A 22,295-nucleotide genomic window follows, 5' to 3' on the forward strand; every position below is an offset into this window, starting at 1 on the left:
GGAGCCGGCGCCGAGCCGGACGGGAGGCGGTGCCATGAGCGTGCGACGAACCGGAGCCGGGAGCCGGCTGCTGGGGATCGGGGCGGCGGCCCTCCTCCTGGTGACGGGGTGCGGGCCTGGGGACGGCGGCGCGGCACCGGGGTCCTCCTCGGTGCCGGAGCAGATACGGAGGATCGTGCTCATCAACCCGAACTCCAGTGCCACCGCGACGGACTCGATGGTCGAGCTGGCGCGGGCGCAGGCGAACGGCGCGGCGGAGATCGTGGGCGTCACCAACGAGGGCGCGCCCGCGCTGCTGACCACGCCGCAGGACATGGAGGCCGCCGCGAGGGGCGTGGTGGAGCGCGGGGTCGCCGCCGCGGGGGATCCGGGCGTCGCGGCGATCGTGGTCTCCGCGTTCAGCGATCCGGGGATGGCCGAGCTGGACGCCGCGGTCTCCGTCCCCGTGTTCGGCATCGGCACGGAGGCGTTCCGGGCGGCGTCCGCGGGCGGGCGCGCCTTCGGGATCGCCACCGTCACCTCGGATCCGGCGCTCGTCGAGTCGTTCCGCGAGAAGGCCGTGTCGCTCGGGCTCGAACACCTCTACCGCGGCGTCCGGGTGACGCCCGGCGACGCGACCGAGCTCGTGAAGAACCCGGACGCCCTGGACGCCGCGCTCAGCGAGGCGGTCCGCCGGTCGGTCGCGGACGACGGCGCGAAGGCGGTGATCATGGGCGGCGGGCCGCTGTCACCGTCGGCACTGCGCCTGCAGCCGCGGTTCGACGTGCCGCTCGTCGTCGCCGTCAACGCCGCCGTAGCCAGTGCCGTGAAGGCGATGGGCTGAGAATCAGAGCACCGTCGCGAGTCGGCGGACCGCTTCGCGGAGGTCGCCCGGCGACGACGTGGTGTAACAGAACCGGAGGGCGCGGGTGAGGTCCCGCCGCACCGCGAAGGCCGCTCCCGGAACGTACGCCACCCCGGCGTCGATCGCGGCGGGAAGCAGCGCGGCGGTGTCCACCTCGTCGGCGAACTCGCCCCACAGGAACATCCCGCCCTCCGGCCGGGTGAGCGCGAGGCGGTCGCCGAAGGCCTCGGTGAGCTCGGCGTGCAACGCCTTCGCGCGCTCACCGTACAGCTCGCGGATGGTCGCGATGTGGTCGTCGAGCCAGTCGGTGTCGGCCAGCAGCTCCGCCGCGATCGCCTGCGTGAGACTCGACCCGCACAGGTCCGCGCCCTGCTTGAGTCGCTCCACGAGCGCGAGAACCCCTGCGTCGCCGTGCATCCAGCCCACGCGCAGCGACGGCGCCACGATCTTCGACGCGCTCGACAGGCGCAGCACCCGGTCCGTGTGCGCGGCGACGGGCGGCACCGTCGAACCCGCGAACCGCAGGTCCGCGTACGGGTCGTCCTCCACGATCCAGAAGCCGAATTCGTCGGCGAGGCGGGCGAGTTCGCGACGCCGCTCGTCGGCGAGCGTGGCACCCCCGGGGTTGTGGAAGTTCGAGACGGTGTGCACGATCCGGACGCCGCCGCGCTCGAGGATCGGCCGCAGCAGGTCCACGCGCATCCCGTCGGCGTCCATGGGGACGCCGACCACCCGGGCGCGGGTGGTGTCGAAGGCCTGGAGCGCGCCGATGTAGCCCGGGTCCTCGACGATCACCACGTCGCCGGGGTCCAGCAGGGCCTGCGCGAGCAGCGACAGCGCCTGTTGCGAACCGTGGGTCACCACGACCGCGCCCGCGTCGCGACCGAGCTTCGCGGATTCCCGCGCGTGCACCACGTCCCGCAGCGCGGGCGCGCCCGTCGTCACCCCGTACTGCAGCGCCGCCGGCGACCCGAGCGCCGCCTCGGCCGCCGCCGCGACGCGGACCGTCGGGAGGAGTTCCGGCGCCGGGAGCCCGCCGGCGAGGGAGAGTACGCCCGGACGCTCGGTGATCGCGAGCAGGTCGCGGATCGCCGATCCGCGCACCGACCGCACCGACTGGGAGCCTCGTTCCTCGGACATACCGGCACGATGCCAGACGGGAGTCCACTTGTCGAGACAATGTTCTCAATCAATGAGATGCGTCGCGTCCTGCGTCCCGGGTCGTTCCCCAGAGGGAGACGACCCTAGAGGGAGGGCGCCGAGCGGGGCCGGGGGAGGCGGCAGAGGGCGTCAGACCCAGTTCAGTGTGCGCTCGACGGCGCGGTTCCACTCGGCGTAGAGGCGTTCGCGCTCGTCCTCCGGCATCTCCGGCAGCCAGCGCTGGTCCTCGGCCCAGTTCGTGCGGATCTCGTCGAGCGTCCACACCCCGGTGGCGTAGCCCGCGGCGTACGCGGCGCCGAGCGCGGTGGTCTCGATGACCTTCGGGCGGATGACGGGGACGTTCAGCACGTCGGCCTGGAACTGCATGAGGGTGTCGTTGACCACCATGCCGCCGTCCACGCGCAGCTCCGTGAGGCCGATGCCGCTGTCGGCGTTCATCGCGTCGATCACCTCGCGGGACTGATAGGCGGTGGCCTCCAACGCCGCCCGCGCGATGTGCCGCTTGTCGGAGAACCGGGTCAGGCCCACGATCACGCCGCGGGCATCGGGCCGCCACCGCGGGGCGAACAGTCCGGAGAAGGCGGGGACCACGTACACGCCGCCGTTGTCGGGGACGGCGGTGGCGAGGTCCTCCACCTCGGGCGCGGTGCTGATGATCCCGAGATTGTCGCGGAGCCACTGGATCAGGGATCCGCTCACCGCGACCGAGCCCTCCAGGGCGTACACGGTGGCCTCGTCGCCCAGCTTGTAGCAGACCGTCGTGAGCAGGCCGTGCTCGCTGAACACGGGCCGCTCGCCGGTGTTGACGAGCAGGAAGTTCCCTGTGCCGTAGGTGTTCTTGGCCGATCCCTCGTCGAGGGCGGCCTGCCCGAACATCGCCGCCTGCTGGTCGCCGAGGATGCCGGCGATCGGCACTCCGCCGAACACCCCGCGCTCGCGCACCACGCCGTACACCTCTGCGCTGGAACGGATCTCGGGCAGCATCGCCATCGGGATGCCCATGGCGGCGCACGTGGCCGGGTCCCACGCCCCGGTCGCGAGGTTCATCAGCATGGTGCGGGAGGCGTTGGTGATGTCCGTGATGTGGAGCGGGCGTCCCGGCTCGCCCCGCCCCTCGTCGTCGGTCGTGAGGTTCCACACCAGCCATGAGTCGATCGTCCCGGCGCACAGTTCCCCGCGTTCCGCGCGCTCGCGCGCGCCGTCGACGTTGTCCAGGATCCACGCGATCTTCGGGCCGGAGAAGTACGAGGCCAGCGGCAGCCCGCAGGACGGCTTGAAACGGTCCCGATCGGGCGTCTCGAGGCCCGCGGAGGCCAGCTCGTCGCACAGTTCCTCGGTGCGGGTGTCCTGCCACACGATCGCGTTGTGGATCGGCTCGCCCGTTGCGCGATCCCACACCACCGCCGTCTCGCGTTGATTGGTGATGCCGACTGCAGCGATGTCCGTCGCGGTCAGGTCCGCCGTCGCCAGCGCCTGGGAGCACACCAGCCGCGTGTTGACCCATATCTGCGTGGCGTCGTGCTCCACCCAGCCCCCACGTGGGAAGATCTGGTCGTGTTCCCGTTGTTCGGAAGCCACGATGGAGCCGTTCCGGTCGAAGATGATGCACCGCGTCGAACTGGTTCCCTGATCGATCGCGGCGACGAACTGCGGGTCGCGATGAGAAACTGCCACGCCCGAATACTGACATGGTGATGAGTGATGAACGCTGCTAACCCGGAAACCGATACATTCGTGGCGTCGTCCGCGTCGGCGCTGCTGTCACCGGCGTACCGCGCTCAGGCGTGGGAGAAGCTGGGCTCCACCGAGTTCGACGTGGTCGTCATCGGCGGCGGGGTCGTGGGCGTCGGCGCCGCACTGGACGCGGCCACCCGCGGGTTGAAGGTGGCGCTGGTCGAGGCCCGCGATTTCGCCTCGGGCACCAGCTCGCGCAGCTCGAAGATGTTCCACGGCGGCCTGCGCTACCTGGAGCAGATGGAGTTCGGCCTGGTCCGCGAGGCCCTGCACGAGCGGGAGCTGTCCCTGTCGACCCTCGCCCCGCACCTGGTCAAGCCGCTGCCCTTCCTCTTCCCGCTCACCAAGCGGGTCATCGAGCGGCCGTACATGGCCGCCGGAATGTTCCTCTACGACACCATGGGCGGCGCCAAGACGGTGCCCGCGCAGAAGCACCTGACCCGCGCCGGCGCGCTCCGGCTGTCGCCGGGCCTCAAGCGGGGCGCCCTCGTGGGCGGCATCCGCTACTACGACACCGTCGTCGACGACGCCCGGCACACCATGACCGTGGCCCGTACCGCGGCCCACTACGGCGCCGTGGTCCGCACGTCCACGCAGGTGGTCGACTTCCTGCGCGAGGCCGACCGGGTCTCGGGCGTGATCGTCCGGGACAGCGAGTCCGGCGAGACCACCGAAGTGCGTTCCACCGTCGTGATCAACGCGACCGGCGTGTGGACCGACGAGCTGCAGGCGCTCTCGAAGCAGAAGGGCCGCTTCCGCGTCCGCGCCTCCAAGGGCGTGCACATCCTGGTGCCGCGGGACCGCATCGTCAGCGACGCGGCGCTCATCCTGCGCACCGAGAAGAGCGTCCTGTTCGTCATCCCGTGGGGCACGCACTGGATCATCGGGACCACCGACACCGACTGGAATCTCGACCTCGCACACCCCGCCGCGACCGCCACGGACATCGACTACATCCTCGACCACGTCAACAAGGTGCTCGTCAGCGAGATCACCCGGGACGACATCACCGGCGTCTACGCGGGTCTGCGCCCCCTGCTCGCCGGCGAGTCCGACGAGACCTCCAAGCTCTCCCGTGAGCACGCCGTCGCCGCGATCGCCCCGGGCCTGGTGACCATCGCCGGCGGCAAGTACACGACGTACCGCGTCATGGCGGCCGACGCGGTGGACGCCGCCGAGGCCTACCTGCCGCACAAGGTGGCACCGTCGTGCACCGAGAAGGTGCCGCTGCTGGGCGCCGACGGCTACTACGCCCTGACCAACCAGACCACGTCCATCGCCGCGGCCCACGACGTGCACCCGCACCGGGTGAGCCACCTGCTCAACCGGTACGGCTCGCTCATCGGCGACGTGCTCGCCTTCGCGGCGGACGATCCCGGGCTGCTCGAGCCGATCCAGCACGCGCCGCAGTACCTGCGCGTCGAGGCCGTGTACGCGGCGGCCGCGGAGGGGGCGCTGCACCTCGAGGACATCCTCGCCCGCCGCACCCGCATCTCCATCGAGTACCCGGATCGCGGGCTGGCGTCCGCCGAGGAGGTCGCCGCACTCGTGGCGCCGGTCCTCGGCTGGTCGGACGCCGACGTGGCGCGCGAGCTCGACACCTACCGGTCCCGGGTGGCCGCCGAGGTGCGCTCGCAGGAGGAGCCCGACGACGCCGGCGCCGACGCGCTGCGCGCCGCCGCCCCGGAGGCCCGCGCCGAGATCCTCGAGCCCGTCCCCGTGCCGGGGCAGTCGCGGCGGGCGATCGCCGAGTAACGGCCGTCACTCAGCCGTTCGGACGATCCGCCGGGCCGAAGACCGGCCCTTCGTCCGATTCCGGCTGCGCCCGCGGGCGGCACAGTGATGTGTCATGACCCGCTACCGCTTCCTCGACACGCTGCGCGGATTCGCCCTCGTGGGCATCCTCCCGGTGAACGTCCTCGACCTCGCCGCCGTCGCCCCGGGTGCCGGCGGGCGGGAAGCGCTCGACCTGGCCGTGCAGTCCCGGTTCGTACCGATCTTCACGCTCCTGTTCGGGGTGTCGCTGTTCCTCATCGCCGACGGTGCGCGGCGGCGGGGGACCGCCGCGTGGCCGCCGCTCGTGTGGCGGATGGCGGGTCTCGGGGTGATCGGCGTGCTGCACGCGCTCGTGTACCCGGGGGAGATCCTGCGCGAATACGCCGTCGCCGGCTTGTTGGTGACGCCCCTGGTGGTCTGGGTCCCCGCGTGGGGCAACCTGGCCGCCGGGGCGGCCCTGACGGCGGCGGCGTTCGGGCTCGGCGCGGGTGGGGTGGACGCCCTGCCCGGCCTGATGCTCATCGGCGCGGGAGCCGCCGGCTGCGGCGTCCATGCCCGCCTGGAGGGCTCGCCCCGCGCGGGCCTCGGGCTGCTCGGCGTGGGCGCCGTGGCCGCGGTGCCGGCGGTCGTCGCGTACCTCGGTGCGGGCGGCGGTGATCCGCGGTTCTCGGTCGAGGGCACGCGCGCGGGCCTGGCGATGGCGGTCGCCTACATCGGCGCGCTCGCCCTGGCCTGGCGGTGGCGGCCCGCCCGCGCCGCGCTGCGCGCCGTGTTCGAGCCGTTGGGCCGGATGTCGCTGACCAACTACGTGACCGCGTCCGTCGCGGCCACCGTGATCATCGCGGTCGCGGGGCTGCGGGGGAGCGATGCGGTGGCGCCGCTGCTGGCCGTCTGCGCGCTGATCGTCGTCGTGCAATCGGTGTGGAGCCGGGCCTGGCTGTCCGGACTGCGCTACGGTCCAGTGGAATGGCTGCTGAGAACGATCACCTGGCGCACGGTGCCGGAGCTGCGACGAGAGCGGCCCGTCGCCGGGGAAGGCCGCGACACCAGTGGGAGCCGGGCTCCGGCATGGTCGTGACGCGCGGCGACCGGATCGCGCTCGGCATCCTCCTGCTCGGCGGTTGGGTGATCGGCACGATGCTCTCGCTGACCGCGGACTCCTCCCCGATGTCGTTGTCGGTCAACGCCGCGGGCACGGTGGGCGCGGCCGTCGCGATGACGGGCGTCGTCCGCGCGGATCCCGCGTGGGCGTGGGCGGGGACCGGGGGAACGGTGATCGCGCTGCTGATCGGCGCCGTGGTGCCGGAGTGGGCGATCTGGCCCGCGGGGGTGTGCTGGGTGTTCGTCCTCGTCGCCGGGTTCACGGCGTCGTACGCCGACACCGCCCTGGACGGCGCCCTGGAGGCCGTCGCCGGTGGAATCGCGGTGCTCCCGGTGGTCCCCCTCGCGCTGAGCGAACCCGGTCTCTGGATCGTGGCGTTCCTGGCCGCGGGCGCGGTCAACGTGGCGATCATGTTCGGGCACCGGCACAGGACGGCGGAGCGGCGGCTCGAGGCGACCCGGACGGAGGTTCAGATGACGGAACGCACCGCCATGGCGCGGGACCTGCACGACGTGATCGCGCACGAGGTGACCGGCATCGTGGTGCTGGCCCAGGCCGGCATCGCCGCCGGTGCCGACACCGACGGCACGCTCGCCCGCATCGAGCGCAGCGGCGCCCGCGCCCTCGCTGACATCCGCGCGATGGTGGGCACCCTCCGCACTCCCGGCGACGCACCGTCGATGCTGGCGCCCTCGGCCTCGGGCTCGTTCGGGCTGCGCGCCGCCCTCACCGACGTGGAGCGGGACGGGCTGGACGTCTCCATCGACCCCGACGCCGACGCGGACGACGTCCCGGACCTGGTCCGGCTGGTGGCGCACCGCGTGGTGACCGAGGGCCTGACCAACGCCCGGCGGCACGCGCCCGGCGGGCGGGTCCGCGTCCGGGTCGCGCGCGACGACGGCCGGCTGGAGGTGGCCGTCGTCGACGACGGTGCCGCCCCCGGCGCCCCGCCCGGCCCCGGCCCGGGCAACGGTGTGGGGCTGGTGGGCCTGGTGGAGCGCGCCGCGACCGCCGGCGGCTCGGTCAGCTACGGCCCCGAGGGGGACGGCTGGCGCCTCACCGCGACGCTGCCCCTCCAGGCGCTGCCCCTGGGGGATCCGCGGTGACCACCGTGGTCCTGGCGGACGACCAGGAGATGGTGCGGATCGGCTTCGCGATGATCCTCGGCGCGGCCCCGGACATCGACGTGGTGGCGCAGGCCTCGGACGGCGTCGAGGCCGTCTCCGTGATCGCCGAGACCCGCCCCGACGTGGCGCTCCTGGACATCCGGATGCCGCGCATCGACGGCATCGAGGTGTGCCGGCGGATCACCGAGGGAGGCACCCGCGCCGTCATGGTGACGACGTTCGGCGAACCCGATTACGTGGACGCCGCGCTCGCCGCGGGCGCGTCGGGGTTCCTGCTCAAGGACGCGGGACCCGACCTGCTGCTCGCCGCGGTGCGCGCCGCCGCGACGGGCGACGCGTTGATCAGCCCGGCGCTCACCGTCGACCTGCTGGCGCGGAACCGGCGGCAGGGGCGCGGCGATGCGGCCGCCGCCGAGGCGATCGGCGAACTGACGGCGCGCGAGCGCGAGGTGGCGCGCTGCGTCGCGCGGGGGAGGACCAACGCCGAGATCGCCGACGAACTGGTGATCAGCCTCGGCACCGTCAAGACCCACCTCGGGGCGATCACGCGGCGCCTGGGCGCGCGCAACCGCGTGGAGATCGCCGCCGCGGTGTGGGCCTCGGGGGAGATGGATTAACGCGGGGCGGGTGCCGCGCTGCTCGACGGTGCCGCGCTGGTCGACGGTGCCGCGCTCGACGGTGCGCCCGCGGAGGTCAGCACGAAGGTCCAGGTGCGGTTGTTCTCGGTGTCGGTGAGCACCAGGTCGGCGCCGGCCCGGCTCCACTTCCGCTCGCCCTTGAGGGCCTCCTGGATCGCGGTCTGGGTGCCCTTCGGGTCCGGGCAGTACATGAGCGTCGACGCGACGCCGGCGCCGAAGTCGACCCGGTCCGTCGAGTTGAGCGGCGCGGTCGCGGTGCCGGTGAGGGAGTTGCAGCCGTCGTTGCCCGAGATGTTGGAGCCCTGCACGCGGAACCAGGCGACCGGGTCCGACTTCAGGCGCCACTGGGCGCCCACGATCGAGCCGGGCTTGGCCGGGACGGTGGGCTTCGCGCTCGTCGACGACGAGGGGGCGGGGGCGCTGGGATCGGCCCCGGCGGAAGCGGCGCATCCGGCGGTGAGCAGGGCGGCGCCCGCGACGAGCGGAACGGCGAAGGAGGCGGTCATACGCATCATGCGATGCAGTATGCCGCCTCCTTTGCTGGGATGAAAGTTTCCCACAACCGCCGTTAATCCACGGCGACCGGCTCGCGCCGCGGCTCGCCCCCGCCGGCCGCGGCCGGCTCCACGTCGATGGTGGTGCGCAGCGGCTTGTTCGGCAGCAGCGTGACCGCGACGAAGGTGACCACGGCGCAGGCGGCGGCCAGCAGGAAGATGCGGCCGGTGGCGTCGCCGTAGGACGCCCGGATGATCTCCTGCACGGGCCCGGGCAGCGCCGAGAGGTCGAGCTGCGCGCCGCTGCTCGAGCCGCCCGCGGGGGCGTGGATGCCGAGCTTGGCGAGGCCGGACTGCGTGAGGTCGGAGACCCGCGATGCGAGTACGGCGCCCATGGCGGACACGCCGATCGCGCCGCCGAAGGTGCGGAAGAACGCGACCGAGCTGGACGCGGAGCCGATGTTCTGCACGCTCACCGTGTTCTGCACCGCGAGAACCAGGTTCTGCATCAGCGAGCCGACGCCGAGGCCGACGACCGTGATGTAGAGCATCACCATGCCGAGCGGGGTCTCGTGGTCGATCGTGCCGAGCAGGCTGAACCCGAGGACCATGACCACGGCGCCGCCCACGACGAACGGCTTCCAGATGCCGGTGCGGGTGATCAGCTGGCCGGACGCGACCGACGAGATGAGCATGCCCAGGACCATGGGGATCGTGAGGATGCCGGCCATCGTCGGGCTGTAGCCGCGCGAGGTCTGGAAGTACAGGCCCAGGAACGACGTGGCGCCGAACATGCCGACGCCCACGGCGATCGACGCGATGATCGCGAGCGCGGTGGTGCGCTCGGTGACGATCTTCAGCGGGATGATCGGGTCCTTGGCGCGGGACTCGACGTACACGGTGAGCGCCAGCAGGCCCAGGCCGGCGGCCAGGTACACCGCGGAGGTGCTGGAGATCCAGTCGTAGTCCTTCCCGGCGAACGAGACCCAGATGAGCAGCACGGAGACGCCCGCGGTGAGCAGGGTCGCGCCGAGCCAGTCGATGGAGACGTCGCCCTTGCGCTGCGTCGGCAGGTGCAGGGTGCGCTGGATCAGGATGAGCGCGCCGACGGCCAGCGGGACGCTGACGTAGAAGCACCAGCGCCAGCCGATGTGGTCGGTGATGACGCCGCCCAGGATGGGGCCGCCGGACATCGAGACGGCCATGACGGCGCCCATGTAGCCCGAGTACCGGCCGCGCTCGCGGGGCGGGATGATGCTGCCGATGATGGCCACGACCAGGGCCGTGAGGCCGCCCATGCCGATGCCCTGGATGACGCGGGCGAACAGCAGCACCTCGACGTTGGGCGAGGCCCCGGCGATCACGGATCCGGCTACGAACACGACGATGGCGGACTGGACCAGGACCTTCTTGTTGAACAGGTCGGCCAGCTTGCCCCAGATCGGGGTGGACGCGGCGTTCGCCAGGAGCGCGGTGGTGATGACCCAGGAGAACGCGGTCTGCGAGGCGCCCAGGTCGGCGATGATCCGCGGCAGTGCCGTGGACACGATGGTGGTGCTCAGCAATGCCGTGAACAGCGCCGCGAGCAGGCCGGCCATGACCTCGAGGATCTCCCGATGGGTCATGGGCGCGGTTGATGACGACTGCGGTTCGGCGTGCGCCGTTGTCTCCGACATCTCACCCTTCCTTCAAATCTCTAAGCAATAACTTGCAGGGTGCAACTGTAACGCTCGCGAAGTTATTCCTCAAACGAAATGCGGTGTGATGCGGCTCGCACCGATGGAACATGTTCTACCTTGGGGGCATGGCCTTCACCATCGACCACACCCGCGAGATCGCCGCACCCGCCGCCCTCGTCTGGCAGACGCTGACCGACTTCGACGCGTACGGCGAGTGGAACCCCTTCGCCGTGTCCGCCCGCTGCGACCTGCGGCCCGGCGGCGCGATAACGATGCGCGTGGCGCTCCTGCCCGGCCGGGTGATGACGCAGGAGGAGGTCGTCGTCGCGGTGGACGAGGGCCGCGGCTTCTCCTACTCCATGAAGCCCGCGCCGGGAGGGCTTCTGCGCAGCATCCGCGACCAGCGGATCGAGGACCTCGGGGACGGCCGGTCCCGGTACACTTCGCACTTCCAGCTCGACGGTCCGCTGTCGCCGGTCGTGGGGCTGACCCTCGGCACGTTCCTGCGCCGCGGTTTCGACGGCAACGTGGACGGCCTCGTGGGGCGCGCGGAGCACCTCGCCCGCTGACGGACCGGAATCCCACCGCCGCGGACCGGTTCGCCGCGCGGCCCTTTCGCGCGTCGCCGCGGCGCCGCACGATCGGGGCATGACCGAGAGCGCCGCCACCGTCGAACCGGGGCCGACGGTGCCCGCGCCGCCCGGGCGGGCGCGCGGAATCGCCGCGTTCGCGGCGTCCCGGTGGCCGACGTTCGTCGCCGTCGCGCTGGCGGCGGACGGGTTCTTCTCCGCCGTGACCGACGGCCTGGTCCGCAACCTCGCCTCGGCGATGGCGCTGCTGCCCACGATGTACGTGATCATGGTGGCGCTGGACCGGCGGCGCCTCACCTGGCCGGTACTCGGCGTCCTGCTCGCGGGGTTCGTCGCGCTGGAGGCGCAGGACCGGGTGCCGCCCGTCGTGGTGATCCTCGCCGTGGCCCTCGCCGCCGCGCTCTGGAGCCACCGGCGCGGCCGGTTCGCGGACGGCTACGCCCGGCTGCAGCTGGTGGGGCTGGCCCTGTTCGGCGCCCTCTCGGTGGCGGGCCTGCTGCTCGCACCGGAGGCCGCCCGGTACGTGGTCGCGGCGGGCTGGTTCGGGCACGGGGTCTGGGACGCCGTGCACCTGATCCGGGACCGCGTGGTCGCGCGCTCGTGGGCGCAGTGGTGCGCCGTCCTCGACGTGCTCGTGGGCCTGTCGCTCGTCCTGGTGCCGCTGTGGACGTGACCTACAGACGGAAGCGGTGACGGTAGGCCGACGGCGAGATGCCCAGTACGCGGTGGAAGGCGCGCCGCAGGGCCTCCGGGGTGCGGAATCCCACCGCTCGCGCCACATCGGGCACCTGCGCCTCGGGCTGTTCGAGGAGGCGCTGCGCCGCGCGGACCCGGAGGTGCTCGAGGTGCTGTGACGGGGTGTGCCCCAACTCGCGGCGGAACAGCCTGCTCAGGTGCCGCTCGCTCACCGCGAGCTCGGCGGCGAGCGCCGCCGGGCGGTGGTCGGCCGCGGGGTCCGCGGTCATCCGCGCGATCGCGTCGCGCACCACGGGATGCCCGGCGGGCTCGGCGGACGACGGGCCGTACTGCTGCTGACCGCCGGGCCGCTGGAGGAACACCACGAGGTACTTCGCGACGGCGCGGGCGTGCTCCTCGCCGTGGTCCTCGCCGATCAGCGCGAGCGCCAGGTCGATCCCCGCGGTGGCGCCCGCCGAGGTGATCACGTTCCCGTCGCGCACGTAGATCGCGTCGGGGTGCCAGTTGACGGCCGGGAACCGTTGGGCCAGAGCGCCGCACGCCTGCCAGTGCGATGTGGCGCGCCGCCCGTCGAGCAGCCCCGCGGCCGCGAGCACGTAGGCGCCGGTGCACACCGAGACCACGCGGCGCGCCGCGGCGGCGAGGCGCCCGACCTCGGCGACGAAGTCCTCGCCGGCCGCCGCGTCGAACGCGCCCGCCGGGTAGCCCGGGACGAGCAGGGTGTCGATCGGCCCGGCACTCCCGAGCCCCGGCCACGCGCAGTCCGCGGCGAGCGTCATCCCGACGTCGGTGCGCAGCGTCCGGCCGTCGCGTGAGGCCAGCCGGATGCGGTAGCCGCCCGCGTCGCTCAGCGCCTGGACGGGCCCGGCGACGTCGATGAGGGTGACGCCGTCACACGCCGCGATCACCACCTCCCGGTGGCGGCCGGCGGCCTCAGTCGGGGTCATCCATGCGGAAGCCGATCTTCAGGGTGACCTGGGTGTGCGCCACGGCTCCGTTCTCGATGTGGCCGCGCGTGGAGACCACCTCGAACCACTCCAGGTTCCGCGTCGTCCGGGCGGCGCGGCCGATCGCGTTGTCGATGGCGGCGTCGACCCCCTCGGAGGAGGTGCCGACGACTTCGATGACTCGATACACGTTGTTGCTCATACCCGCCCATCCTCCGCCTTTCCCCGGCGCGGGGAGGCGGAATGGCGCTGATCAGCGATCCGCGGCGGGCGTCGTGTGCTCGGCCGCTCGCGCCCGGCGGTTGAACCGGGCGGTGGCCCGGGCGACGATCCGGCCGGTGCCGTCGGTCACCCGGACGGTGAAGATGTCCTCCTTCGGAAGCCGTTCGGCCACCGAGGCTTCCGCGTGCAGCCGGTCGCCGAGGCGGGTGGGCCGGAGGTAGTCGATGTGGATCGAGCTGGCCACGCCGGTGTGCTCGGCGTCGTTGGCCGCGGCAGCCACGGCGGTGCCGACGACCGCGAAGACGAACGCGCCGTGCGTGGTGTCGTGCGGGTTGAGGTGGTCCTCGGTGACGGTCACCGTCGACTCGGCCCGGCCGCCGCCGTGCCCGACGACGTCGATCCCGAGGTGCTGCGCGTAACGGTCCGCCGGTGGTGTGCTCACCCGCCCATTCTCCCCGACGGGCTCACCGCACGCGCAGGCCCTTCGGGGTCCTGGCGAAGCCGGCCGCCGCGAGGGCGCCCGCGAGCGGGGAGGTGAGGGCGGGCGCACCGTCGACCTTCTCGATCGCGAGGCCCCCGAGCCGGGGAGCGGCCTCGGCGAGCGCGGTGAGCGCGGCCTCGGGGGCGTCGGTGAACGTGAGCAGGGTGCGCCCACCGCGCTCGACGAAGAGGGCCAGCGCACCGTCGGCCAGGACGACGAGGGCGCCCGGCTTGCGGCCCGGCCGCGCGCCCGGTGCGTCGCCCTGCTGGGGGCGCTCGGGCCACGGCAGGGCGGCACCGAACGGGTTCGCGGGATCGGTGGCGGCGAGCACCAGGGGCGCGGCGGGCTCGGACCGCTGGTCCGCGCGGTCCAGGGCGGCCGCGGTGTCCCGCAGCGCGTCGACGGTGCCGTTCCGCGCGAACTGCGCGGCCCCGAGCCGTTCGATGAAGTACCCCCGCCGCGCCTTCCCGGACTCCTCGAACGCCGACAGCGTGCGGTACACCCGCGCGAACCCGCCCTCGACGTGCTCCGCCATGACCGACCCCCGGGTGACCACGCCGTACCGCTCCAGCAACTGCTCCGCGACGGCGTGCGACTGCGCCGTGGCGCCGGAGTCGTCCGGGGCCGGAGGCAGGCCCCAGCGCCCCGCGAGCATGGGTGGCGCCTGGTCCACCGCCACGCGGAACCGGGCCCGCGGCGGGCGCCGCGGGGAGCGGTGGGCCGTGCTCCGGCGGCCGCCGGCGAGGCGCGCCCGGACCGGCGCGAAGGTGTCGCCCGTGAGCCGGCCCGCCCACACCAGGTCCCACAGCGCCTCGGGGGTGGCGCCCGCGAGCTGCCGGTAGAAGTAGGCGCCGCCGCCGCGGACCGCGTCCTCGATCGCCTCGTGCGCCTCGGCGGGGTCCAGCGCCCCGGGCGGCGGGATGGTCAGCGGCGCGAGATCCGCGGGGTGGAAGGCGATCCAGCCGTCCTGCGCGCCGATCGCGCCGTGCCCCGTCCACACCACCTCGCCGGTGCCGGTGAGCTCGTCGAGCATCGCGGGGGAGTAGTCCGTGACGCGCTGCGGCAGGATCAGCGACTCCCACGCCGACGCGGGGATCGGCACGCCCGCGAGCTGATCGATCACGGTGGCCACGCCGTCGACGCCGCGCAGCGGAGCGCGCAGGTGGTGCCAGCCGGCGAGGAACTCGGCGTAGGCGCGTTCCGACACGGGCTCCACGTCCTGCCGGAGCCGGGCCAGGCTGCGCTGGCGGATGCGGCGCAGCACCTCGGCGTCGCAGAACTGGGGCAGGTCGTCGTCGGCCGGGACGAACCGGCCCTCGATCACTCGCCGGGCGGCGAGGAGGTCGGTCAGCGCGCGCTGCACCACGGCGACGCCGAGGCCGTGGCGGCGGGCGACCTCGCCCGCCGTGAACGGCCCGTGCCGCCGGGCGTAGCGGGACACCAGGTCCGCGATCGGGTCCGGCACGGCCTCCGTGAACGCCGACGCGATCCCGGGCTGCAGGGGCACGCCGAGGCCGTCCCGCAGCCGTGCGGCGTCTTCGACGGCGGCGAGCCACCCGTCGCCGTACTCGAACACCCGGCCCGCGGCGACGAGCTCGTCCGCGGCGCCGGGGACCTCCTCGGAGCGCTCGGCGACCTCCGCGCGGGTGAGCGGTCCGAGCTCGCGGATCAGGTCCGACACCTGCTCGATGCTGCGGGCCCGGTAGCCCGGGGCGGTGCGCTGCAGCTGCGCGGCGACCTCGGCCAGGATGTCGGCGTCGAGCAGCTCGGTGAGCTCCACCCGCCCGAGCAGCTGCGCCAGCACCGCGGGGTCCAGGCTCAGCACCGCGGCGCGGCGCTCGGCCAGGGGCGCGTCCCCCTCGTACATGAAGGCGCCCACGTAGCTGAACAGCAGCGAGGCCGCGAACGGCGACGGCGCGACGGTCTCGACCTCGGCGATCCGCAGTGACCGGGATTCGAGCGCCCGGTGGATCGTGACCAGCTCGGGCACGTCGTAGACGTCCTGCAGGCATTCGCGCACGGCCTCGAGCACGATGGGGAACTCCGGGTAGGCGCGCGCGACCTCGAGCAGCTGGCTCGCGCGTTGCCGCTGCTGCCAGAGCGGGGAGCGCTTGCCCGGATCCCGCCGCGGTAGTAGCAGCGCGCGGGCGGCGCACTCGCGGAACCGCGACGCGAACAGGGCGCTCGAACCGACGGCCTCGGTGACCAGCGCGTCGATCTCGTCGGGGTCGAACCGGAACAGCTCGGCGCCGGGCGGCGCGTCGTCGGTGTCGGGGAGGCGGGCCACGATCCCGTCGTCCGTGGCGGTGACGGCGCCCGACAGACCCAGCTCGGCGTTGAGGCGGGCGCCGACCGCGAGCGCCCAGGGCGCGTGCACCCGCATCCCGAGCGGGGAGTGCAGCACCACCCGCCAGTCGCCGAGCTCGTCCCGGAACCGCTCCACCACGAGGGTCCGGTCCGTGGGCAGCACGCCCGTGGCGCTCTCCTGCTCGTCGAGCAGGGCGACGAGGTTGTCCGTGGCCCATTCGCCCAGGCCCACTTCGGCTGCGCGCGCCCTGCGGCCGGCGTCGTCGAGGGACTGGAAATCGCGGGTGAACCGGCCGATCGCGCGGCCCAGCTCGGCGGGGCGGCCGACGGTGTCGCCGATCCAGAACGGCAGCCGCCCGGGCTGGCCGAAGGCGGGGGAGACGAGCACCCTGTCGTGCGTGATCTCCTCGATCCGCCAGCTGGTGGCGCCGAGCGCGAACACGTCGCCCACGCGGGACTCGTAGACCATCTCCTCGTCGAGCTCGCCCACGCGGGAGGCCTTCTCGCCCACCATGAACACCCCGAACATGCCGCGGTCCGGGATGGCGCCGCCCGAGGTCACGGCGAGACGCCCGGCGCCGGGCCGGCCCGTGAGGGTGCCCGCGTCCCGGTCCCACACCACCCGCGGCCGGAGCTCGCCGAAGTCCTCCGACGGGTACCGCCCGGACAGCAGGTCGAGCGTGGCCTCGTAGGCGGAATCCGGCAGCGCGGCATAGGGATGCGCGCGGCGCACCAGGGCCAGCCACTCGTGCACGTCCAGCACGTCCATCGCCGCGGCGGCGATCGTCTGCTGCGCCAGTACGTCGAGCGGGTTGCGCGGGACCGCGAGCCTCTCGATGGTGCCCTCGCGCATCCGCTGCACGGTGACTGTGCTGTGCAGCAGGTCCGTCCGGTGCTTGGGGAAGAACACGCCGCGGCTGGGCTCGCCCACCTGGTGGCCGGCGCGGCCCACCCGCTGTAGCCCGGCGGCCACCGACGGCGGAGCCTCCACCTGGATCACCAGATCCACGGCGCCCATGTCGATCCCGAGTTCCAGGCTGGACGTGGCCACCACGCAGCGCAGCCTCCCGGACTTCAGATCGTCCTCGATGATCGCGCGCTGCTCCTTGCTCACCGAGCCGTGATGGGCCCGCGCCAGAACGGGTTCCGCGCCGTGGCTCTGTCCGCTCGCCATGAGCACCGACGGGGCGCCGCCCGGGGTTGACGGGTTCGGCGGGCCGGCGTGCACGTTCGCTGCGAGCTCGTTGATCCGCGCGGTGAGGCGTTCCGCGAGGCGGCGGGAGTTGGCGAACACGATGGTGGAGCGGTGCCGCTCGATGAGGTCCACGATCGCCGATTCCACGTGCGGCCATAGTGATCCCTGCTGCTGCGGGGCGGGCTCGCCGTCGAACACCGGGGCGGGGCCGGTGGTGCCGGGCGCGTCCTCGGGCGCCACGTCGAGCTCCGTCATGTCCGGCACGGGGACGGTGACGGTGAGCTCGAACTTCTTCTGCGACGGCGGCCGGACCACGGCCGCCGGCCGGGGCCCGCCGAGGAACGCCGCCACCTCCTGCGCGGGTTCGACGGTGGCGGACAGCCCGATCCGCTGCGCGGGCCGGTCGAGCAGCGCGTCGAGCCGCTCCAGGGACAGCGCGAGGTGGGTGCCGCGCTTGGTGCCGGCCACGGCGTGCACCTCGTCCACGATCACGGTGCGCACGTCCGTCAGCGTCTCCCGGGCCTGCGAGGTGAGCATGAGGAACAGGGACTCCGGCGTGGTGATGAGGATGTCCGGCGGCTTGCGGATCAGCTGCCGCCGCTGCTGGGCGGGGGTGTCCCCGGAGCGCACGCCCACGCTGACGTCCGGCGCGGGCTCGCCGCGGCGCTCGCGGACCCGGGCGATCCCGGCGAGCGGGGCCCGCAGGTTGCGTTCCACGTCGACCGCGAGGGCCTTGAGCGGTGAGATGTACAGGACGGAGGTGCCGGGTGGGGAGCCGGCGGCACTGTCGGGCGGGTGCGACGGTGCGCGGTCCGCCAGGCGGTCCAGTGCCCACAGGAAGGCCGACAGGGTTTTCCCCGAGCCGGTGGGGGCGACGACGAGGGTGTTCTCGCCCTTCGCGATGGAGCGCCACGCGCCCTCCTGCGCAGAGGTGGGGGCGGCGAAGGATTCGGCGAACCATTCGGCGGTGGCGGGCGTGAACGCCCGGAGGGCGTCCGGCATGCCTCCATCATGACGCAGGTGTCCGACAGGTGACGTTATCCGCATTTGTCCGCGGATTGCACCGGTTCAGCCGCAAGGGCCGGCGCCGTCGACGCGCACGGACCGGCGCTGTTTCAATCGCAAACAGGAGTCCGAACGGGTCGTCTCCGGTGCGGCGGGCGGCCCCCACTGAAGGTGGTGTGGAGAATGGGCGAGCCCGTTGTCGAATGTCCGGCAGGACAGATCCACGGAGCCCTGGTGAAGGGGGTCGCGCGGTTCCTCGGGATCCCGTTCGCGCAGCCACCGGTGGGGCCGCGCCGGTTCCGGCTCCCCGAGCCCGTCGACCGGTTGCCCGCGCCGTTCCAGGCCACGGGGTTCGGGCCCACCCCGCCCGCCTCCATGGAATTGCCCGCCCCGTACACGTACCCCGTGATCGAGGGCGACCGCTGGCTGACCCTCAACGTGTGGGCGCCGGTCGATGCGCGCCCGGATTCGGGGCTGCCCGTCTACGTGTGGTTCTACGGCGGCTCGTCCGCGATGGGCAGTACCGCGCAGTCGTTGTTCGACGGTACCGCGTTCGCGCGCGACGGCGCGGTGTTCGTCTCGGCGAACTACCGGGTGGGGCTCGAGGGGTTCACGCACCTCCCCGACGCCCCGGACAACCGCGGCCTGCACGATCAGATCGCGGCGCTGCGGTGGGTGCAGGCGAACATCGCTGCCTTCGGAGGGGATTCGCAGCGGGTCACGATCGGCGGCGAATCGGCGGGCGCGCAGTGCGCGTCGACGCTCGCCACCACGGCGTACGCGGGAACGCTGTTCCGGCAGGTGATCTGCGAGTCGGGGATCGGCATGGCGGTGGACCGCGCGACGGCCGCGAAGGCGGCGGCCGTCCTCGCCCCTGCCCTCGGTGTGGACCTCACGGCGAAGGCCCTGCGCGGCCGGGACCCGAGGGAATCGGCGGCCGCGGTGGCGAAGCTGCTGCGCACACTCAGCCCGCACAACATCCTCACGGTGTTCTTCCCCGTGATCGACGGCGATCTCCTCGTGGAGAGCCCGGCGGCCCGCCTGGCGGACGGCCCGGTTCCGGTGCGGATGCTGATCGGCCACAACCGCAACGAGTCCGACTTCTGGCGGGTGTTCGGCGATTTCGTGCCGAAGGACCGTGTACTGGAACACGCCGCGGGGCTGGTGCGGAAGCTGAGTGCGAAGCCGGCCGTGCTCGATGCCTACGTCCAGGTCTACGACGGCGTCCTCGACCCGGGGGAGATCTTCCTCCAGGTGCTCTCGGACGCCGTGTTCTGCGGACCGTCGTACGCGGCGCAGCACGGGCAGGGCGAGAACTGCCACGCGTACTCCTTCACGTGGCCGTCGAGCATCCACACCCGGCGGTCGATGCACACGCTCGACCTGGGCTTCACCTTCGACAACCTCGCGGACCCGGGTTTCACCCTGTACGGCGGCGACGGTGCGCCGCAGGCGCTGGCCGACGAGATGCACGGCCTGTGGATGCGGTTCATCGAGACCGGTTCGCCGTCGGAGGACTGGCGTCCGTTCCGTTCGGAGGCCGACGTGCGGGTGTTCGGGCCCGCCGCCGAGCGGAACACCGAGGTCCTCGGGGCCTGGACCTTCTGAGGACGCCGTACTGAGACCGCTCCCGTGACCGACCGGCGAGAGGGCGTGTCGGTGGATTCGTCGCCGACACGCCCTCACCAGTTGTTGCCTGTGTGACTCCTGTGATTCATGATGATTTTGAGGTCGAATCTAAGGAGAAGGTATGACCACGCACGCCCTGTCGATCAGTCACCGTCGCGCCTGGATGCGAGGTGCCGTGGCCGCCGCCGCGCTCGCCGTCGGCATCAGCGGCACCGTCACCGCGATCGCCAAGGCCGACCAGCAGGTCGGCCGCTTCCTCGTCAAGGGGCAGATCGAGACGTCGTACTTCGCGACCGGCGGGTGGGCGCGCTGGGGTGTGCCGCTCATCCCCGAGTCGAACGCCGCACGCGGCGGTAAGTTCCAGACCTTCAAAGAGCAGACCTCCTTCTACTGGCATCCGAGCGCCGACGGCGGGAACGCCCACCAGGTGGGCGGCGCGATCCGCGCGAAGTGGGGCGAGAACAACTGGGAGCGTGGCCCGCTCGGCTTCCCCATCTCCGACGAGATGCAGTCCCGCGGCCCGTTCAACGCGGTCAACGGCGCCATGAACGCCTTCCAGGGCGGCGCGATCTACTGGTCGCCCCGTGGCGGCGCGTGGCCCGTGTGGGGCGAGATCCTCGTCAAGTGGTCGGCCGAGAAGCGCGAGTCCGGCAAGTACGGGTACCCGGTGGGGCCGGAGATCAAGACCTCGACCGGCTTCTCGCAGCAGTTCCAGCGCGGTGTGATCACCTGGCCGTGAACCTGATCCGCCCAGCCTGATCAGAAGGGTGGGGGTTCGGGTTCGGTGTTCGGGACGAATTCGACGCCCTGTTCCTCGGCGTGTTCGCGCTGGCGTTCGAGTTCCTTCCGGAGGCGTTCTTCGGCGCGCTTCGTGGCCTTGTCGAGGCGGATGCGGCGGTTGCGGGTGCGTTCGTCGCGGCGTTGTTGGGCGCGGTGTTCGGCGTGGGTGTCGAAAGTCTGCGGCTGTTCGGGTTCCTCGTTCAGGGTGCGGGCAGGGGTGTCCCAGATGAGTCTCCCGAGTCCGGGCAGGATCTCCTGGGCGGCGCCGGGTGGGGTGAGCCAGATACCGCCGGCGGGATGACGCCATTCGACGGTGCCGTCGTCGAGGATGTCGGACAGCCATCCGGTTTCGGTTTTGATGCGGTGGTGGAATCCGCAGAGCGGTACCAGGTTTCCGGGGCCGTGTTTCCCGGCGACTGTTGTCCGGCCGCCGCGTGCGGGGTTGCGGTGGTCGTATTCGGCGACGTGGTCGGCCTGGCAACGGGTGGACGGCACGCTGCAGCCGGGGAACACGCACGTCGGGTAGGTCAACCGCATCACCAGGAGTTGGTATTGGGTGGGTGTGTAGCCGGAGGCGCCGGTGAGGTGGATGTCTCCAGTGGCGGGGTCTCGTTTACCGAGGGCCCGGATGGTGGTGTCGCACTCGGCGATCAGATCGTTCGCCTGCTCCGCGGTGACCGGCCCGGAGATCCCGAGTTCGTCGCACACCATATACGCCGCGCCCGACGAGTCCGGAGGCGTCGACGCGCGCTGTGCACCTGAGTCGCCGGAGGCGATGTCCCCGGTTTCGTCTACGTCGTCCGCATCGGTCGTGGTGTCTTCGGCGGCGGTCGGTTCGAACAGGGTGATCACGTCATCGACCGCAGCAGCAGTGGCGGCGGGCTGGGGTTCGGCCGCGGCGAGTTCCGGTGTGCGGAGGTCGGATTCATTGAGGACGATCAACGCCAGCGCCCTCATCTCCGGGGCGATCGCCGCCACCCGTGGGCGGCGTTCCTTGAACCGGCAGGCATCGTCGGAACACTGGCAGCCGAGAGTCTCGTAGCCCTCGATCAGGGCGGCGTGGGCGGCGACCTGTCGTTCGCCGAGGGTGCGGGGGGTCTTTGCGGCAGGTGGTCTTCAGCATCTCTGCCAGCAGAGCGGCGAACCGGATCCCGTCCGCCTTCGGGATGATCGCTTCGACATCGACGGTGCCGTCCGCGCGCGCGTGCATGTCGATGCCGAAGCGGGGCTTCTTCTCCGGCACCTGCGGCACGGCATCGATGTCGATCCGCACCAGAACCTGCTTCGCGGCCTCCTCTACGGCAGCAGCGGTGACGGCGACATCGGGGTCGGCGAGAGTGCCGGAGAGCCAGGCGGCCATGCGGACGTCGAACTCGTGGAGCACGCGATCGTCGATGATCGCCGACGCATAGCGCAGCACGGCGTACAGCTGCTGGTTCGTCACGATCCCGGTGGCGCAGACCGCGAAAACGTGCGGGAGGCGTTCGCGGAGGTCGAGGCCGCGGTGCACGGCCGCGGAGGCGCCGCCCCGCCCGACCTGCAGCACCGCACCCGCCTCGGCGACCAGTTCGTCCCAGTCCCCGACGAACCGGCGATCGGACTCGACCCGGCACCGTCGGGCATCGTCACGGACCGCGAACAGTTGGGAGAGCACCGCGTTCTTCCGCGCCTCCAACCGGTTCGCCTCCACCAGCAGCGAGCGCAGGTCGGCCAGCAGGGCGGCCGCATCCAGGCCGGCGACATCCCCGAACTCGGGCGGCAGCGGCCGACGGACCGCCCTCCCGTGTTCGAATCCATCGTCTGCTGTGCTCATACATTCGATACTACTCCGCTCGCGCAGATATTGCTACCTCAAACACGAACGGAATTCTTCTCCTGCACAGAATCT

General features: G+C 72.5%; 19 protein-coding genes. 9 read left to right on the top strand and 10 right to left on the bottom strand.

Features of this window, described 5'->3' with window-relative positions:
- Nucleotides 1–34: 34 nt before the first annotated feature.
- Complete coding sequence (locus BN39_RS11365) at nt 35–823, top strand: aspartate/glutamate racemase family protein (RefSeq protein WP_148281467.1); 789 nt, start codon at nt 35–37, stop codon at nt 821–823.
- A 3-nt stretch (nt 824–826) separates the two neighbouring features.
- On the opposite strand, the gene BN39_RS11370 is transcribed toward BN39_RS11365, so the two are convergent.
- Nucleotides 827–1,984, bottom strand: coding sequence for a PLP-dependent aminotransferase family protein (locus BN39_RS11370; RefSeq protein WP_040766197.1), 1,158 nt, complete (start codon nt 1,982–1,984; stop codon nt 827–829).
- Between the two features lie 150 nt (nt 1,985–2,134).
- Nucleotides 2,135–3,679 carry a glycerol kinase GlpK gene (gene glpK / locus BN39_RS11375; protein WP_019202528.1) on the bottom strand — a complete coding sequence of 515 codons (1,545 nt, stop codon included), beginning with the start codon at nt 3,677–3,679 and terminating at the stop codon, nt 2,135–2,137.
- A gap of 27 nt (nt 3,680–3,706) precedes the next feature.
- On the opposite strand from glpK, the gene BN39_RS11380 reads away from it, so the two are divergent.
- The 4 genes from BN39_RS11380 to BN39_RS11395 all read left to right on the top strand — a co-directional run bounded on the left by BN39_RS11380 (nt 3,707) and on the right by BN39_RS11395 (nt 8,361).
- Nucleotides 3,707–5,494 carry a glycerol-3-phosphate dehydrogenase/oxidase gene (locus tag BN39_RS11380; protein ID WP_051158887.1) on the top strand — a complete coding sequence of 596 codons (1,788 nt, stop codon included), beginning with the start codon at nt 3,707–3,709 and terminating at the stop codon, nt 5,492–5,494.
- Nucleotides 5,495–5,588: 94 nt separating this feature from the next.
- On the top strand, nt 5,589–6,593 hold the full coding sequence (locus BN39_RS11385) for a DUF418 domain-containing protein (protein WP_019202530.1): 1,005 nt from the start codon (nt 5,589–5,591) through the stop codon (nt 6,591–6,593).
- Nucleotides 6,584–7,723: a sensor histidine kinase gene (locus BN39_RS22245; protein WP_019202531.1), complete on the top strand. Its 1,140-nt coding sequence runs from the start codon at nt 6,584–6,586 to the stop codon at nt 7,721–7,723. The genes BN39_RS11385 and BN39_RS22245 overlap by 10 nt, the downstream gene beginning before the upstream one ends.
- Nucleotides 7,720–8,361 (top strand): response regulator transcription factor, encoded by a 642-nt coding sequence (locus tag BN39_RS11395; RefSeq protein ID WP_019202532.1) that lies wholly within the window; start codon nt 7,720–7,722, stop codon nt 8,359–8,361. The genes BN39_RS22245 and BN39_RS11395 overlap by 4 nt, the downstream gene beginning before the upstream one ends.
- Here BN39_RS11395 and BN39_RS11400 read toward each other — a convergent pair.
- Both BN39_RS11400 and BN39_RS11405 read right to left on the bottom strand, forming a co-directional pair.
- Nucleotides 8,358–8,897, bottom strand: a complete 540-nt coding sequence (locus tag BN39_RS11400; RefSeq protein ID WP_081586003.1) for an META domain-containing protein — start codon at nt 8,895–8,897, stop codon at nt 8,358–8,360. The two genes, BN39_RS11395 and BN39_RS11400, sit on opposite strands and share 4 nt — an antisense overlap.
- A 53-nt stretch (nt 8,898–8,950) precedes the next feature.
- Entirely contained in the window at nt 8,951–10,501 is a 1,551-nt protein-coding gene (locus tag BN39_RS11405; RefSeq protein ID WP_019202534.1) for a DHA2 family efflux MFS transporter permease subunit, read from the bottom strand.
- A 179-nt stretch (nt 10,502–10,680) separates the two neighbouring features.
- Between BN39_RS11405 and BN39_RS11410 the strand changes: the two genes are divergently transcribed.
- On the top strand, nt 10,681–11,124 hold the full coding sequence (locus BN39_RS11410; RefSeq protein ID WP_019202535.1) for an SRPBCC domain-containing protein: 444 nt from the start codon (nt 10,681–10,683) through the stop codon (nt 11,122–11,124).
- A gap of 79 nt (nt 11,125–11,203) precedes the next feature.
- Complete coding sequence (locus tag BN39_RS23480; RefSeq protein WP_019202536.1) at nt 11,204–11,818, top strand: hypothetical protein; 615 nt, start codon at nt 11,204–11,206, stop codon at nt 11,816–11,818.
- A 1-nt stretch (nt 11,819) separates the two neighbouring features.
- Here BN39_RS23480 and BN39_RS11420 read toward each other — a convergent pair whose 3' ends face one another.
- Genes BN39_RS11420 through BN39_RS11435 form a run of 4 tightly spaced genes read right to left on the bottom strand, consistent with a single transcriptional unit; the run spans nt 11,820 to nt 17,995 of the window.
- A complete protein-coding gene (locus tag BN39_RS11420) occupies nt 11,820–12,788 on the bottom strand; it encodes a GlxA family transcriptional regulator (protein ID WP_040766198.1) in 969 nt (322 codons plus the stop codon).
- On the bottom strand, nt 12,775–12,990 hold the full coding sequence (locus BN39_RS11425) for a dodecin (protein ID WP_019202538.1): 216 nt from the start codon (nt 12,988–12,990) through the stop codon (nt 12,775–12,777). Before BN39_RS11425 ends, BN39_RS11420 begins: the two co-directional genes overlap by 14 nt.
- A 51-nt stretch (nt 12,991–13,041) precedes the next feature.
- Complete coding sequence (locus tag BN39_RS11430; RefSeq protein WP_019202539.1) at nt 13,042–13,452, bottom strand: hotdog fold thioesterase; 411 nt, start codon at nt 13,450–13,452, stop codon at nt 13,042–13,044.
- A gap of 22 nt (nt 13,453–13,474) precedes the next feature.
- Complete coding sequence (locus BN39_RS11435; RefSeq protein WP_019202540.1) at nt 13,475–17,995, bottom strand: ATP-dependent helicase; 4,521 nt, start codon at nt 17,993–17,995, stop codon at nt 13,475–13,477.
- A 186-nt stretch (nt 17,996–18,181) separates the two neighbouring features.
- Here BN39_RS11435 and BN39_RS11440 point away from each other — a divergent pair, with 186 nt between their 5' ends.
- Both BN39_RS11440 and BN39_RS11445 read left to right on the top strand, forming a co-directional pair.
- Nucleotides 18,182–19,606 (top strand): carboxylesterase/lipase family protein, encoded by a 1,425-nt coding sequence (locus BN39_RS11440; protein ID WP_081586004.1) that lies wholly within the window; start codon nt 18,182–18,184, stop codon nt 19,604–19,606.
- Nucleotides 19,607–19,748: 142 nt separating this feature from the next.
- Nucleotides 19,749–20,366 (top strand): LGFP repeat-containing protein, encoded by a 618-nt coding sequence (locus tag BN39_RS11445; RefSeq protein ID WP_019202542.1) that lies wholly within the window; start codon nt 19,749–19,751, stop codon nt 20,364–20,366.
- 20 nt (nt 20,367–20,386) lie between these two features.
- Here the strand turns inward: BN39_RS11445 and BN39_RS11450 are convergent, their stop codons facing one another.
- Nucleotides 20,387–21,385, bottom strand: a complete 999-nt coding sequence (locus BN39_RS11450; protein WP_019202543.1) for an HNH endonuclease signature motif containing protein — start codon at nt 21,383–21,385, stop codon at nt 20,387–20,389.
- Complete coding sequence (locus BN39_RS11455) at nt 21,333–22,220, bottom strand: DUF222 domain-containing protein (RefSeq protein ID WP_040766200.1); 888 nt, start codon at nt 22,218–22,220, stop codon at nt 21,333–21,335. The genes BN39_RS11450 and BN39_RS11455 overlap by 53 nt, the downstream gene beginning before the upstream one ends.
- Nucleotides 22,221–22,295 lie beyond the last annotated feature (75 nt).

Source organism: Tsukamurella sp. 1534 (assembly GCF_000312385.1).
In the GTDB taxonomy this organism is placed as follows: Bacteria; Actinomycetota; Actinomycetes; order Mycobacteriales; family Mycobacteriaceae; genus Tsukamurella.